The sequence below is a fragment of the Streptomyces mayteni genome (genome assembly GCF_054783955.1).
This window is the reverse complement of sequence record NZ_BAAGPR010000058.1, coordinates 17,583-32,178: the sequence shown is the minus strand read 5'-3', so window position 1 is coordinate 32,178 and position 14,596 is coordinate 17,583. Positions and strand designations below refer to the sequence as shown.

The following is a 14,596-nucleotide window of genomic DNA, read 5'->3' as shown; positions in this document are numbered from 1 at the left end:
ATTATCGTGGCGTCCGCCACACTTGACGAGTACGCGGCGAGTTGGCGGGTTATTTGTCCGAATCGCCGTTTCGTGCGAAAGTTGATCTTTCGTCGTGGAGTGCGGCCCTGTCCAGCGCGTTGTCCGGATTGTCTGCCGGTCGACTCCCGGCTAGCACGGCAAGGGTGGCTCGATCAATGATGCACGCTCGTTACCGTTTCGCGACGTGGGATACATCACGCCGTCATCACGCTGCGTTCATCAGGCGAACCACTGGTCGTACGCCAGCCGTGCCACCAGCGCGGTGACCACCACGAGCAGCACCACGCGCACGAAGCCGCTCCCCTTCTTCATGGCCATCCGGGCGCCCACCCAGCCGCCCGTCATGTTGAACGCGGCCATCAACGGCACCAGTTGCCAGAGCACCGTGCCGTTCAGGCCGAACACCAGCAGCGCGCCCAGGTTGGTGCCCACGTTCACGACCTTGGCGGTGGCCGAGGCGGTCAGCAGGTTCAGGTGGAGGAGGGCCACCAGGGAGATCACCAGAAACGTTCCGGTGCCGGGGCCGATCAGGCCGTCGTAGAAGCCGATGCCGACGCCGGTGAGCGCCAGCGCCGCCAGCCGGCGCCGCCTGGACACCTCCTCGGCCGGCAGCGAGGCCGACGTCATGCCGAACCGCGGCCGCAGCACCACGAATCCGGCGACCCCCAGCAGCACCACCATGATCAGCGGTTGCAGCACGGCCTTGTCGACCGCGGAGGCGAACGCGGCGCCGCCGGCGGACGAGGCGAGGGCGAGGAGTCCGAGCCGCAGCGCGAACCTCCGGTCCACCGGTGCCTTGCGGACGTAGGTGACGGCGGCGATCGAGGTGCCGGTGACGGCGACCGCCTTGTTGGTGCCGAGCGCGTAGGCCGGGGGCTGGTCGGCGGGGAGGCCGATGAGCATCGCGGGCAGCAGGACCAGGCCACCGCCGCCGACCACCGCGTCCACCCAGCCGGCCGCCGCGGCGGCGAGACAGAGGAGGAGCGCGGTGGTGAGAGATATGTCAGTCACGTGGTGAAGGCGTTACCACGGAGGCGTTCCGGGCGCGAATTTGCGTGTAGTCGCCACCCAGTGATATTGCCGGACGCCCCGGAAGGGCGGGAGATTGTGCGCTGTATCCGCACATCGTGGCTGATCGACCACCTCGGGTGAGAACGTCCCGGCCTGGCGGCCCGTGTTCGACGGGGGTCTCGTGTGACGGGTGGGAGAGATCACAAAGTTGATGGGTGACCCCGTGTCGAAGGTCACAGGGGGCGGGGCATAGGATGCCTGCAGCTTTGTGAACTGACTCACATGCGATCAGCAGTCGCCGTCGACTGGAAGGAGCGAGGTGCGGTGAACGCGTACGTTCCCATCCTCGTGCTAGGGGCCCTAGCGACCGCTTTTGTCGTCTTCTCCGTGGTCGCGGCCGCGGTGATCGGTCCCAAGCGGTACAACCGCGCGAAGCTTTCGGCCTATGAGTGCGGTGTGGAGCCCACGCCACAGCCGGTGGGTGGCGGGCGCTTCCCCGTCAAGTACTACCTGACGGCGATGCTCTTCATCATCTTCGACATCGAGATCGTCTTTCTCTATCCCTGGGCCGTCCAGTTCGACTCGCTGGGGATGTTCGGCCTCGTGCAGATGCTGGTTTTCGTCGGGCTGATCGGCGTCGCCTACGCCTACGACTGGCGGCGCGGCGGCCTGGAGTGGGACTGAGGGAAGGGCGAATCTGATGGGTCTCGAAGACAAGATCCCCGGTGGTTTTCTGCTCGACACGGTGGAGAACCTGGCCGGCCTGGCCCGGAAGTCCTCGGTCTTCCCGGCCACGTTCGGCCTGGCCTGCTGCGCCATCGAGATGATGACGACGGGCGCCGGCCGCTACGACCTGGCCCGCTTCGGCATGGAGGTCTTCCGCGGCTCGCCCCGGCAGGCCGACCTGATGATCGTGGCCGGCCGCGTCAGCCAGAAGATGGCACCGGTGCTGCGGCAGGTCTACGACCAGATGCCGAACCCCAAGTGGGTCATCTCGATGGGCGTCTGCGCCTCGTCGGGCGGGATGTTCAACAACTACTCGATCGTGCAGGGCGTCGACCACGTCGTGCCGGTCGACATCTACCTCCCCGGCTGCCCGCCGCGGCCCGAGATGCTCATGGACGCGATCCTCAAGCTGCACGCGAAGATCCGCGAGGAGAAGCTCGGCATCAACCGCGAGCAGGCGGCCAGGGAAGCGGAGGAAGCGGCGCTCAAGGCCCTGCCGACGATCGAGATGAAGGGGCTGCTGCGGTGACAAGCGCTCGGCGCGCGCAGCCGCGTCACGACCTCGCGGACGCGAACCTGCGCGCCACCACCGAGGGGCCTGCGGCCCGGCTCGCCGCCGGTAGGCGCTTCGCGCCTTCGGCGCGTGGCCGGCGTCGCTTTGCGGCCGTGGCAGGTTGGCCGGGGGCTGAAGCCGCCGCGCCTGCGGCGCCGTGCCGCCACGGCCTGCCGGCCGTCGCTGCTGCTGCGGCGGGAACTGGGCCCGTGGCCCGGCCCGCGCCCGTGGCGCGGGGCTGGCGCGGCTTGGTGGCCGGGGCCGCGGGGCCGGTGGCCCCGGCGTTCGCCGGCGAACGGGAGACCTCCGGAGGACTCGGCGGCTCGGCGGCGGCTGCGCCGTCGGTCGCCGCCGGGACGAGCGCGAAGCGCGCAAACGTTGGGGAGATGCGGTGAGCGACGACGCGCACGTGAATGGGAACACGAACACAAACGGGGTGCCGGCCCCCCGCGGGAGCGCGGGGGAGACCATCGCCAGGCGGCGCGGCATGTTCGGGGCGCGGAACGGCGGGGACACCAGCGGCTACGGCGGCCTGGTGCGGACCGTCCGGATGCCGGCCGGGAGTTCGCGGCCGTACGGCGGCTACTTCGACGAGGTCGCCGACGAGCTGGAGGGCGCCCTCGAGGAGCAGGGCCTCGACCCGGAGACCGCCATCGAGCGGACCGTGGTCGACCGGAGCGAGCTCACCTTCCACATCGCCCGCGAGCACCTGAAGGTCGTGGCGCGGACGCTCCGCGACGACCCGGCGCTGCGGTTCGAGCTGTGCACCGGCGTGAGCGGCGTGCACAACCCGGAGGACACCGGGCGCGAGCTGCACGCCGTCTACCACCTGCGGTCGTTGACCCACGGTCGGCTGATCAGGCTGGAGGTCAGCGCGCCGGACGCCGACCCGCACGTTCCCTCGATCGTCGAGGTCTATCCCACCAACGACTGGCACGAGCGGGAGACCTACGACTTCTTCGGCCTGATCTTCGACGGCCACCCCGCGCTCACCCGGATCATGATGCCCGACGACTGGCAGGGCTTCCCGCAGCGCAAGGACTACCCGCTCGGCGGCATCCCCGTCGAGTACAAGGGCGCCCAGATCCCGGCACCCGACCAGCGGAGGTCGTACAGCTGATGTCTGCCACCGAGACGCCCCTCCACGCCACCCGGTCCGCCGAGGCCAGGGAGACGACCGAGGGCACCGTCTACACCGTCACCGGCGGCGACTGGGACGAGATCACCCAGGCCGCGGCCGACCGGGCCGACGACGAGAAGATCATCGTCAACATGGGTCCCCAACACCCGTCCACCCACGGAGTGTTGCGGCTGATCCTGGAGATCGACGGCGAGACCGTCACCGAGGCCAGGGCCGGCATCGGCTACCTGCACACCGGCATCGAGAAGAACCTCGAGTACCGGACGTGGACCCAGGGCACCACGTTCGTGACGCGGATGGACTACCTGACGCCGTTCTTCAACGAGACCGCCTACTGCCTCGGCGTCGAGAAGCTGCTCGGCATCACCGACGACATCCCGGACCGGGCCAGCATCATCCGGGTGCTGCTGATGGAGATCAACCGGCTCTCCTCGCACTTCGTGGCCATCGCCACCGGCGGCATGGAGCTCGGCGCCACCACGGTGATGATCTACGGCTTCCGGGACCGCGAGCACTGCCTCGACATCTTCGAGCTGATCACCGGGCTGCGGATGAACCACGCGTTCATCAGGCCCGGCGGCCTCGCCCAGGACCTGCCGCCAGGCGCCATCGACGCGCTGCGCGAGTTCGTCAGGAAGATGCGGAAGAACCTGCCGGAGTACGACAAGCTCTGCACCCACAACCCGGTCTTCCGCGGCCGGCTCAAGGACGTCGGCTACCTCGACCTCGCCGGCTGCCTGGCGCTCGGCGCCACCGGGCCGATCCTGCGCTCCGCCGGCCTGCCGCACGACCTGCGCAAGACCGACCCGTACTGCGGCTACGAGAACTACGACTTCGAGGTGCCGACCACCGACACCTGCGACTCCTTCGGCCGCTTCCTGCTGCGCCTCGAGGAGATGCGGCAGAGCCTGCGGATCATCGAGCAGTGCATCGAGCGGCTGGAGCCGGGACCGGTGATGGTCGCCGACAAGAAGATCGCCTGGCCCGCGCAGCTCGCGCTCGGCCCGGACGGCCTCGGCAACTCGCTCGACCACATCAAGAACATCATGGGCACCTCCATGGAGGCCCTGATCCACCACTTCAAACTGGTCACCGAGGGCTTCCGGGTCCCGGCGGGACAGGTCTACACCGCGGTCGAGTCGCCCAAGGGCGAGCTCGGCGTGCACATGGTCAGCGACGGTGGCACCCGGCCGTTCCGGGTCCACTTCCGCGACCCCTCGTTCACCAATCTCCAGAGCATGGCGGCGATGTGCGAGGGCGGCATGCTCGCCGACGTCATCGTCGCCGTCGCGTCCATCGACCCCGTGATGGGAGGCGTCGACCGATGACGGACGTGAACCTGGGGATGCCCCAGCTTCCCGCGCCCGCCTACCCGGCGGACGTGCGGGAGCGGCTCGCGGCGGACGCGGCGCAGGTGATCGCCCGCTACCCCGACAGCCGCTCCGCGCTCCTGCCGCTGCTGCACCTGGTGCAGTCGGAGGAGGGCTACGTCACCCGCACCGGCATGCAGTTCTGCGCCGACCAACTCGGCCTCACCACCGCCGAGGTGACCGCGGTCGCCACCTTCTACTCGATGTACCGGCGCAAGCCGTCGGGCGACTACCAGGTGGGCGTCTGCACCAACACGCTGTGCGCGGTGCTCGGCGGGGACGCCATCTTCACCGCCCTCCAGGAGCACCTGGGCGTCGGCAACGGCGAGACCACCGAGGACGGCAAGGTCACCCTCGAACACATCGAGTGCAACGCGGCCTGCGACTTCGCGCCGGTGGTGATGGTCAACTGGGAGTTCTTCGACAACCAGACCATCGAGTCCGCGAAGCGCCTCGTCGACGAGCTGCGCGCCGGGAGCGAGGTGACCCCGACCCGGGGCGCCCCGCTCTGCGACTTCAAGCGGACCGCCCGCGTGCTGGCCGGCTTCGCCGACGAGCGCCCAGGTGCCGTCGCCGCGGGCGGCAGCGCGGGCCCCGCCTCCCTCGCCGGCCTCCGGCTCGCCAAGGGCGAGGCCGGCACCGGCACCGTGGTGCCACAGCGATCGGCCGCCCCGCCCGCAGGCTCCGCGGCCGAGGAGGGTGAGTGATGACCGTGACCGCCGAAGAGGTCAACGAGGCCGGCCCCGAGAAGATCCTCGCGCCGGTGCTCTCCGCCAACTGGGACACCCCGGAGTCCTGGACGCTCGACGGCTATCGGGCGGGCGGCGGCTACCGGGCCCTCGGCAAGGCCCTGGCCATGTCGCCCGACGACGTGATCGCCTACGTCAAGGAATCCGGCCTGCGCGGCCGCGGCGGCGCCGGCTTCCCCACCGGGATGAAGTGGCAGTTCATCCCGCAGGGCGACGGCAAGCCGCACTACCTCGTGGTCAACGCGGACGAGTCGGAGCCGGGCACCTGCAAGGACATCCCGCTGCTCCTCGCCAACCCGCACTCGTTGATCGAGGGCATCGTCATCGCCTGTCACGCCATCCGCTCCCACCACGCCTTCATCTATCTGCGCGGCGAGGTCGTCCCCGTGCTGCGGCGGCTGCAGTCCGCCGTGGCCGAGGCGTACGCCGCCGGCTACCTCGGCAAGGGCGCGCTCGGCGCGGGCGGCGACCTCGAGGTGACCGTGCACGCCGGCGCCGGCGCGTACATCTGCGGCGAGGAGACCGCGCTGCTCGACTCCCTGGAGGGGCGCCGCGGCCAGCCGAGGCTCCGGCCCCCCTTCCCCGCGATCGCCGGCCTCTACGCCTGCCCCACCGTGGTGAACAACGTCGAGTCCATCGCCTCGGTTCCCGCCATCATCGACCGGGGCAAGGAGTGGTTCCGCTCGATGGGCAGCGAGAAGTCCCCGGGCTTCACGCTCTACTCGCTCTCCGGGCACGTCGCCCGCCCCGGCCAGTACGAGGCCCCGCTCGGCATCACGCTCCGCGAACTCCTCGACCTGAGCGGCGGGATGCGCCCGGGACACCGGCTGAAGTTCTGGACCCCTGGCGGCTCCTCCACCCCGCTCCTCACCGACGAGCACCTCGACGTGCCGCTCGACTACGAGGGGGTGGGCGCCGCCGGATCGATGCTCGGCACCAAGGCGCTCCAGTGCTTCGACGAGACCACCTGCGTGGTGCGGGCCGTCACCCGCTGGACCGAGTTCTACGCGCACGAGTCCTGCGGCAAGTGCACCCCGTGCCGCGAGGGCACCTACTGGCTGGTCCAGCTGATGCGCGACATCGAGGCGGGCAAGGGGCTGCTCAGCGACCTCGACAAGCTCAACGACATCGCGGACAACATCAACGGCAAGTCGTTCTGCGCCCTGGGCGACGGCGCGGCGAGCCCGATCTTCTCCTCGCTCAAGTACTTCCGCGCGGAGTACGAGCAGCACATCACCGGACGCGGCTGCCCCTTCGACCCGGCGAAATCCACCGCCTGGGCGGACGACGACACTTCGGCTCACCTGGAGGTGAACGCATGACGGCCACCGCCGACGAGGTGACGGCCAAGGCCACCGAGGAGTTGGTGACCCTCACCATCGACGGCGTCGAGCTCTCGGTGCCCAAGGGCACGCTGGTGATCAGGGCCGCCGAGCAACTGGGCATCGAGATCCCGCGGTTCTGCGACCACCCGCTGCTCGACCCGGCCGGCGCCTGCCGGCAGTGCATCGTGGAGGTCGAGGGCCAGCGCAAGCCGATGGCGTCCTGCACCATCACCTGTACCGAGGGCATGGTGGTGCGCACCCACCTCACCTCGCCGGTCGCCGAGAAGGCGCAGCGCGGCGTGATGGAGCTGCTGCTCATCAACCACCCGCTGGACTGCCCGGTCTGCGACAAGGGCGGCGAGTGCCCGCTGCAGAACCAGGCGATGTCCACGGGCGACCCGGAGACCAGGTTCGACGGGGTCAAGCGCACCTTCGAGAAGCCGGTGCCGATCTCCGCGCAGGTGCTGCTCGACCGGGAGCGCTGCGTGCTGTGCGCCCGCTGCACCCGGTTCTCGCAGCAGGTCGCGGGCGACCCGATGATCGAGCTGCTGGAGCGCGGCGCCCTCCAGCAGGTGGGCACCGGGCAGGGCGACCCGTTCGAGTCGTACTTCTCCGGCAACACCATCCAGATCTGCCCGGTCGGCGCGCTCACCTCCGCCGCCTACCGGTTCCGCTCCCGCCCCTTCGACCTGGTCTCCTCGCCCGGCGTCTGCGAGCACTGCTCCGGGGGCTGCGCGGTCCGCACCGACCACCGGCGCGGCAAGGTGATGCGCCGGATGGCCGAGAACGACCCCGAGGTCAACGAGGAGTGGATCTGCGACAAGGGCCGCTTCGCGTTCCGCTACGCGCAGCGCCCCGACCGGCTGACCGGACCGCTGGTGCGGGACGCGGAGACCGGTGAACTCGCGCCGGCCAGCTGGCCCGAGGCGCTGCGGGCCGCCGCCGAGGGCCTGGCGGCCGCGCGGTCGCGGGGCGCCGCGGTACTCACCGGCGGCCGGCTGACCGTCGAGGACGCCTACGCCTACGCCAAGTTCGCGCGGGTCGCGCTGGGCACCAACGACATCGACTTCCGGGCCCGCGCGCACAGCCAGGAGGAGGCCGCGTTCCTCGCCTCGCAGGTGGCCGGGCGCGGCATCGACCTGGACGGCGAGGGCCCCGGCAACCGGGGTCTCGAGGCGGCGCCCGCCGTGCTGTTGGTCGGCTTCGAGTCCGAGGAGGAGGCGCCGGGCGTCTTCCTGCGGCTGCGGAAGGCGGCCCGCAAGCGCGGGCAGCGGGTGTTCGCCGTCGCCACCCACCTCACCAGGGGCCTGGCCAAGACCAACGGCACGCTGCTGCCGGCCGCGCCCGGCACCGAGCCCGAGTGGCTCGAGGCGCTCGCCGGCGGGGCGGACAACCTCGGCGCGGAGGGCGGCGCGGCCGCCCAGGCGCTGCGCGAGCCAGGCGCGTTGATCATCGTGGGCGAGCGGCTGGCCGCCGTCTCCGGCGGCTACACCGCCGCCGTGGCCGCGGCCGGCGCCACCGGCGCCCGGCTGGTGTGGATCCCGCGCCGCTCCGGCGAGCGGGGCGCCATCGAGGTGGGCGCGCTGCCCGGGCTGCTGCCCGGCGGCCGGCCCGAGTCCTCGTCCCGCGCCCGCCGCGAGGTGGCCGCCGCCTGGGGGCTCGACGCGTTGCCCGAGGCGGCCGGCCGGGACACCGCCGGGATCCTGGCGGCCGCGGCCGCCGGCGAGCTCGGCGCGCTGCTGCTCGGCGGCGTCGAGCTGGCCGACCTGCCCGACCCGGCCGGGGCCGCGGCGGCGCTCGACGCGGTGGCCCGCGACGGCTTCCTGGTCAGCCTGGAGCTGCGGCCCTCCGAGGTCACCGAGCGGGCCCACGTGGTGCTGCCGGTGGCCGCGGTGGTGGAGAAGGAGGGCTCGTTCCTCAACTGGGAGGGCCGGGTGCGGCCGTTCGCCGCCGCCGTCAAGCCCGACCAGATGACCCGCCGGCTGGTGCAGACCGACGCCCGGGCGCTCACCATGCTCGCCGACGCGATGGCGGCGATCGACAGTGGCTCCGCCACGGGACGGATCGGCCTGCCGGACGTGCGGGCGGCCCGCGCCGAGTTGGACGCGCTGGCCGTCTGGACCGGCGACCTGCCGCTCGGCCCGACCGCGCAGCCGGCCGAGCTGCCGGGTCCGGGCGCCGGCGAGGCGGTGCTCGCCGGCCACCGGCTGCTGCTCGACCAGGGCCGGCTGCAGGACGGCGACCCGGCGCTGGCCGCCACCCGGCACGCGGCCGTGGCCCGGCTCAACCCGGCCACCGCGGGCGAGGCCGGCGTCGCGGACGGCGCGCCGCTGACCGTGACGGGCCCCGCCGGTTCCGTCGAGCTGCCGCTGGTCGTCACCGACGAGATGCCCGACCGGGTGGTGTGGCTGCCCCTCAACTCGGTGGGCGGTGGCGTCGCCGCCGACCTGGGCGCCACCCCGGGCGCGGTCGTCACCATCGGCGCCGCCCCCGCCCCCGTCGACGCCGACGCCGAGGAGGTGACCGCGTGACCGTCCTCGCGGAAGAGACCGATCTGTCCATGTTCGGGAACGACCCGTTCTGGCTGATCCTGATCAAGGCGGTGTTCTGCTTCGCGTTCCTGCTGGTGCTGGTGCTGATCAGCATCGTCATGGAGCGCAAGGTCCTCGGCTGGATGCAGCTGCGCATCGGCCCCAACCGGCACGGCCCCTGGGGCATGCTCCAGTCGCTGGCCGACGGCATCAAGCTGATGCTCAAGGAGGACATCGTCGTCAAGGGCGCCGACAGGTTCGTCTACCTGCTGGCCCCGCTGCTGGCCGCCATCCCGGCGTTCATGGCGATCGCCGTGATCCCGTTCGGTCCCAAGGACGACCCGGTCAGCATCTTCGGCACCGAGACCGTCCTCCAGCTCACCGACCTCCCGGTCGCGCTGCTCTACGTGCTGGCCACCGGCGCCATCGCCGTCTACGGCACGGTGCTCGCCGGCTGGTCGTCCAACTCGACCTACCCGCTGCTCGGCGGCGTGCGGGCGACGGCGCAGATCATCTCCTACGAGGTCGCCATGGGCCTCAGCTTCGCCGCCGTCTTCCTCTACTCCGGGTCGATGTCCACCTCGGCCATCGTGGACGCGCAGGACGACCGCTGGTTCATGGTCCTGCTGCCGGTGTCCTTCCTGATCTACATGGTGTCGATGGTCGGCGAGGCACACCGGCCGCCGTTCGACATGCCGGAGTCCGAGGGCGACCTGGTCGGCGGCTACCTCACCGAGTACTCGTCCATCAAGTTCGCCTTCTTCATGATGTCCGAGTACATCCACACGGTCGCCGTCTCCACCCTGATGGTCACCATCTTCCTCGGCGGCTGGCGCGCCCCGGTGCCGCTCAGCCTCTGGGAGGGCGCCAACTCCGGTTGGTGGCCGATGCTCTGGTTCACGATCAAGGTCTGCGCGGTCATCTTCTTCTTCATGTGGATCAGGGCCACGCTGCCGCGCGTCCGCTACGACCAGTTCATGGTGCTCGGCTGGAAGGTGCTGATCCCGATCGCGCTGGTCTGGCTGATGCTGGTGGCCACCGTGCGGGCGATGCAGAACGAGGACTACGACTTCCGCGAGATCGTGCTCTGGGTCGGCAGCGGGGTGCTCGTCCTGCTGCTGCTCTCCTTCGTCGTCGACATCTTCCGCGACCGCGCCGACCAGCGGCACGAGGAGGAGGAAGCGGCCAGGGCCGAGGCCCCCTTCGACCCGATGGCCGGCGGCTTCCCGGTGCCGCCGCTGCCCGGGCAGACCCTGCCGCCGGTGCCGCGCCGGCCGTCGCGCGCCGAGAAGGTGCCGACGGGCGTGAACGGCCACGGCGGAGCGGGCGGCCACGACGGCACAGCAGGAAACGACAGCCACATCGGAAACGGAGGGGAGGACGGCGATGCCTGAGATCCACAATCCGCTGGGCGGCTTCGGCCTGACCTTCAGGGCCATGTTCAAGAAGCGGCTCACCGAGCAGTATCCGGAGGAGAAGAAGCCGACCGCGCCTCGTTTCCACGGCCGACACCAGCTCAACCGGCACCCCGACGGGCTGGAGAAGTGCATCGGCTGCGAGCTGTGCGCCTGGGCCTGTCCCGCCGACGCGATCTACGTGGAGGGCGCGGACAACACCGAGGAGGAGCGCTACTCCCCTGGCGAGCGCTACGGCCGCGTCTACCAGATCAACTACCTGCGCTGCATCCTGTGCGGGCTCTGCGTCGAGGCGTGCCCCACCAGGGCGCTCACCATGACCAACGAGTACGAGCTGGCCGACCGCACCCGCGCCTCCCTGATCTTCACCAAGGAGGAGCTGCTCGCCGGCCTCCAGGACGGCATGGTCGAGGCCCCGCACGCCATGTACCCCGGCACCGACGAGCAGTCGTACTACCGGGGCGAGGTCACCGGGGCCGCCCCGGGCACCGTCCGCCAGTCGCCCGAGCGGGCCGAAGAGGACGACGACCCGATCACCGCGGCCGGCAAGCTGCCCGAGCCGGGAGTGTCGGCATGAGCACACTCGCCCCCCTCACCTCGCTCGCCGTCGAGACCTCCACCTCCACCGGCGAGGCCGTGCAGTTCTGGATCCTCGGCCCGCTGGCGGTGGCCGGCGCGCTCGGCACCGTGCTGCTGCGCCGGGCCGTGCACTCGGCGCTCTCGCTGGCCGGCACCATGGTGATCCTGGCCCTCTTCTACCTGGCCAACGGCGCCTACTTCCTCGGCGTGGTACAGATCGTCGTCTACACCGGCGCCGTGATGATGCTCTTCCTCTTCGTGCTGATGCTGGTCGGCGTCAGCGCCACGGACTCCCTCAAGGAGACGCTCACCGGCCAGCGTTGGCTGGCCGCCGGCTGTGGGCTCGGGCTCGGCGTCCTGCTGATGGCCGGCATCGGGCAGGCCGTCACCGGCTCGTTCACCGGCCTCGCCCAGGCCAACGCGGGCGGCAACGTCCAGGGCCTGGCCTCGCTGCTGTTCACCCGCTACGTGGTGGCCTTCGAGGTGACCGGCATCCTGCTCACCATCGCCGCCGTCGGCGCCACCCTGCTGACCCACCGCGAGCGGATCGAGCGCACCAAGTCGCAGCGCGAGCAGGCGGAGGAGCGGGTGCGCGCCGGCCGGCACGTGCCGCCGCTGCCCGCGCCCGGCGTCTACGCCCGGCACAACGGCGTCGACCTCCCCGGCCTGCTGCCCGACGGCACCCCGTCCGAGCTGACCGTCAACGCCACGCTCCGCGCCCGCGGCCAGGTCCGCGAGGTGCACCGGGAGTCGGTGGACCGGGTCGCCGCCATCGAGCAGCGCACCGCCACCTACCACGGCCAGCCGACCCCGCCGAAACCACTTGCGCTGCGCGGCGACACCGGCCACGACGGCGACACCCATGACGACGGCGATCGCGGCGACAGCGGCCACGACGGTGCCGAGCCCCGTCATACGAGCGGCAGCTCAAGCGCGCACGACGGCGCGCGGACGGAGGCGGCCAGGTGAATCCCGAGAACTACCTCTTCCTCTCCGCCCTGCTCTTCACCGTCGGCGCGTGCGGCGTGCTGCTGCGGCGGAACGTGATCGTGCTGTTCATGTGCGTCGAGCTGATGCTGAACGCCGCCAACCTGGCGCTGGTCACCTTCTCCCGGATGCACGGCAACCTCGACGGTCAGATCATGGCGTTCTTCGTGATGGTGGTGGCCGCCGCCGAGGTCGTGGTGGGGCTGGCGATCATCGTCATGGTGTTCCGCTCCCGCCACTCGGCCTCGGTCGACGACGCCAGCCTGATGAAGCTGTAAGGGGAACGAACCAGTGGAGTCATTGATCGCACTGCTCATCGCGGCCCCGCTGCTGGGCGCCGCCCTGCTCCTGGTGGGCGGGCGGCGGCTGGACCGGGTGGGCCACTGGCTGGGCACCCTGCTCGCCGCGGTGTCGTTCGTCCTCGCCGTGGTGCTCTTCTTCGACCTGCTCGGCCGCGAGGCCGAGGACCGCACCCTGAGCCAGCACCTGTTCAGCTGGGTGCCGGTGGCCGACTTCCAGGCCGACGTGGCGTTCCAGCTCGACCAGCTGTCGATGACCTTCGTCCTGCTGATCACGGGCGTCGGCACACTGATCCACCTGTACTCCGTCGGCTACATGGAGCACGACGAGCGGCGCCGCCGCTTCTTCGGCTACCTCAACCTGTTCCTGGCGGCCATGCTGCTGCTGGTGCTGGCCGACAACTACCTGCTGCTGTACGTCGGTTGGGAGGGCGTGGGCCTCGCCTCCTACCTGCTGATCGGCTTCTGGCAGCACAAGCCGAGCGCGGCCACCGCCGCCAAGAAGGCGTTCGTGGTCAACCGGGTCGGTGACGTCGGCCTGTCGATCGCGATCTTCCTGATGTTCACCACCTTCGGCAGCTTCGCCTTCGACACCGTCCTCCCCAACGCCACCGGGACCAGCGAGGCGACGCTCACCGGCATCGGCCTGATGCTGCTGCTCGCCGCCTGCGGCAAGTCCGCCCAGGTGCCGCTCCAGTCCTGGCTCGGCGACGCGATGGAGGGCCCGACCCCGGTCTCGGCCCTGATCCACGCGGCCACCATGGTGACCGCCGGCGTCTACCTGGTGACCCGCTCCGCCGACGTCTTCAACGCGGCGCCCGACGCGCAGACCGTGGTCATCACGGTGGGCGCGGTCACGCTGCTCTTCGGTGCGATCGTCGGTTGCGCCAAGGACGACATCAAGAAGGCGCTGGCCGGCTCGACGATGTCGCAGATCGGCTACATGATGCTGGCCGCCGGTCTCGGCCCGCTGGGCTACGCCTTCGCGATCATGCACCTGGTCACCCACGGCTTCTTCAAGGCCGGGCTCTTCCTCGGCGCCGGCTCGGTGATGCACGGCATGAACGACGAGGTCGACATGCGGCGTTACGGCGGCCTGCGGAAGCACATGCCGATCACCTTCGCCACGTTCGGCCTCGCCTACCTGGCGATCATCGGCTTCCCCTATCTCTCCGGGTTCTTCTCCAAGGACGAGATCATCTACGCCGGGTTCTCCAAGGGCGGCGGCCAGGGCTGGCTGCTGGGCGGCGTGATGCTGCTCGGCGCGGCGCTCACCGCGTACTACATGACGCGCATCATGCTGCTGACCTTCTTCGGCGAGAAGCGCTGGCAGCCGGACGCCAACGGCCACGAGCCGCACCCGCACGAGTCGCCGCTGTCCATGACGATCCCGATGATGGTGCTGGCCGTGGGCTCGGTGGCCGCCGGCTTCCTCTTCAACCTCGGCTCGTCGTTCGAGCACTGGCTGGAGCCCGTCACCGGCATCGCGCACGGCGACTCCCCGGTCAGCCACGGCATGGTGTCGATCGCCGCCACCGGCGTGATGGTGATCGGCGTGGCCGGCGCCTGGTTCCAGTACGGCCGCCGCCCGGTGCCCGTGGTGGCCCCGACCGGCAACCTGCTGACCAGGGCGGCCAGGCGGGACCTGCTCCAGGACGACTTCAACCACGCGGTGCTCGTCCAGCCGGGCAACTACCTCACCCGCGGCTTGGTCTACGTCGACCACAAGGGCGTCGACGGCGTGGTCAACGGCACGGCCGCCGCGTTCGGCGGTCTCTCCGGGCGGCTGCGGCGGGTGCAGAACGGCTTCGCCCGCTCCTACGCGGTCTCGATGTTCGGCGGCGTGGTCCTGCTGGTCGCCGCGACCCTGCTGATGAGGGCGGTCTGAC

At 70.9% G+C, this 14,596-nt stretch carries 13 protein-coding genes; 12 read left to right on the top strand and 1 reads right to left on the bottom strand.

Annotation, left to right across the window (positions count from 1 at the left end):
- Positions 1-240: 240 nt before the first annotated feature.
- A complete protein-coding gene (locus tag ACYVPE_RS23780) occupies positions 241-1,032 on the bottom strand; it encodes a sulfite exporter TauE/SafE family protein (RefSeq protein WP_461035720.1) in 792 nt (263 codons plus the stop codon).
- Between the two features lie 324 nt (positions 1,033-1,356).
- On the opposite strand from ACYVPE_RS23780, the gene ACYVPE_RS23775 reads away from it, so the two are divergent.
- The 12 genes from ACYVPE_RS23775 to nuoL all read left to right on the top strand — a co-directional run bounded on the left by ACYVPE_RS23775 (position 1,357) and on the right by nuoL (position 14,595).
- Positions 1,357-1,716: an NADH-quinone oxidoreductase subunit A gene (locus ACYVPE_RS23775; RefSeq protein WP_132817367.1), complete on the top strand. Its 360-nt coding sequence runs from the start codon at positions 1,357-1,359 to the stop codon at positions 1,714-1,716.
- 16 nt (positions 1,717-1,732) lie between these two features.
- A complete protein-coding gene (locus tag ACYVPE_RS23770; RefSeq protein WP_132817368.1) occupies positions 1,733-2,287 on the top strand; it encodes a NuoB/complex I 20 kDa subunit family protein in 555 nt (184 codons plus the stop codon).
- A 415-nt stretch (positions 2,288-2,702) separates the two neighbouring features.
- On the top strand, positions 2,703-3,431 hold the full coding sequence (locus ACYVPE_RS23765) for an NADH-quinone oxidoreductase subunit C (protein ID WP_461035719.1): 729 nt from the start codon (positions 2,703-2,705) through the stop codon (positions 3,429-3,431).
- The gene (locus ACYVPE_RS23760) at positions 3,431-4,780 is read left to right on the top strand and encodes an NADH-quinone oxidoreductase subunit D (protein WP_461035718.1); all 1,350 of its coding nucleotides are present in this window, start codon (positions 3,431-3,433) and stop codon (positions 4,778-4,780) included. The genes ACYVPE_RS23765 and ACYVPE_RS23760 overlap by 1 nt, the downstream gene beginning before the upstream one ends.
- The gene (nuoE, locus tag ACYVPE_RS23755) at positions 4,777-5,529 is read left to right on the top strand and encodes an NADH-quinone oxidoreductase subunit NuoE (protein WP_461035717.1); all 753 of its coding nucleotides are present in this window, start codon (positions 4,777-4,779) and stop codon (positions 5,527-5,529) included. The genes ACYVPE_RS23760 and nuoE overlap by 4 nt, the downstream gene beginning before the upstream one ends.
- On the top strand, positions 5,529-6,893 hold the full coding sequence (gene nuoF, locus ACYVPE_RS23750; RefSeq protein ID WP_461035716.1) for an NADH-quinone oxidoreductase subunit NuoF: 1,365 nt from the start codon (positions 5,529-5,531) through the stop codon (positions 6,891-6,893). Before nuoE ends, nuoF begins: the two co-directional genes overlap by 1 nt.
- Positions 6,890-9,427, top strand: a complete 2,538-nt coding sequence (locus ACYVPE_RS23745) for an NADH-quinone oxidoreductase subunit G (RefSeq protein WP_461035715.1) — start codon at positions 6,890-6,892, stop codon at positions 9,425-9,427. The genes nuoF and ACYVPE_RS23745 overlap by 4 nt, the downstream gene beginning before the upstream one ends.
- Positions 9,428-9,456: 29 nt before the next feature.
- Complete coding sequence (gene nuoH, locus ACYVPE_RS23740) at positions 9,457-10,821, top strand: NADH-quinone oxidoreductase subunit NuoH (RefSeq protein WP_461035740.1); 1,365 nt, start codon at positions 9,457-9,459, stop codon at positions 10,819-10,821.
- Positions 10,814-11,419 (top strand): NADH-quinone oxidoreductase subunit NuoI, encoded by a 606-nt coding sequence (gene nuoI, locus ACYVPE_RS23735; RefSeq protein WP_461035714.1) that lies wholly within the window; start codon positions 10,814-10,816, stop codon positions 11,417-11,419. The genes nuoH and nuoI overlap by 8 nt, the downstream gene beginning before the upstream one ends.
- Positions 11,416-12,390 (top strand): NADH-quinone oxidoreductase subunit J, encoded by a 975-nt coding sequence (locus tag ACYVPE_RS23730; RefSeq protein WP_461035713.1) that lies wholly within the window; start codon positions 11,416-11,418, stop codon positions 12,388-12,390. The genes nuoI and ACYVPE_RS23730 overlap by 4 nt, the downstream gene beginning before the upstream one ends.
- The gene (gene nuoK, locus ACYVPE_RS23725; protein ID WP_132817182.1) at positions 12,387-12,686 is read left to right on the top strand and encodes an NADH-quinone oxidoreductase subunit NuoK; all 300 of its coding nucleotides are present in this window, start codon (positions 12,387-12,389) and stop codon (positions 12,684-12,686) included. The genes ACYVPE_RS23730 and nuoK overlap by 4 nt, the downstream gene beginning before the upstream one ends.
- Positions 12,687-12,699: 13 nt before the next feature.
- The gene (nuoL, locus tag ACYVPE_RS23720; protein WP_461035712.1) at positions 12,700-14,595 is read left to right on the top strand and encodes an NADH-quinone oxidoreductase subunit L; all 1,896 of its coding nucleotides are present in this window, start codon (positions 12,700-12,702) and stop codon (positions 14,593-14,595) included.
- Position 14,596 lies beyond the last annotated feature (1 nt).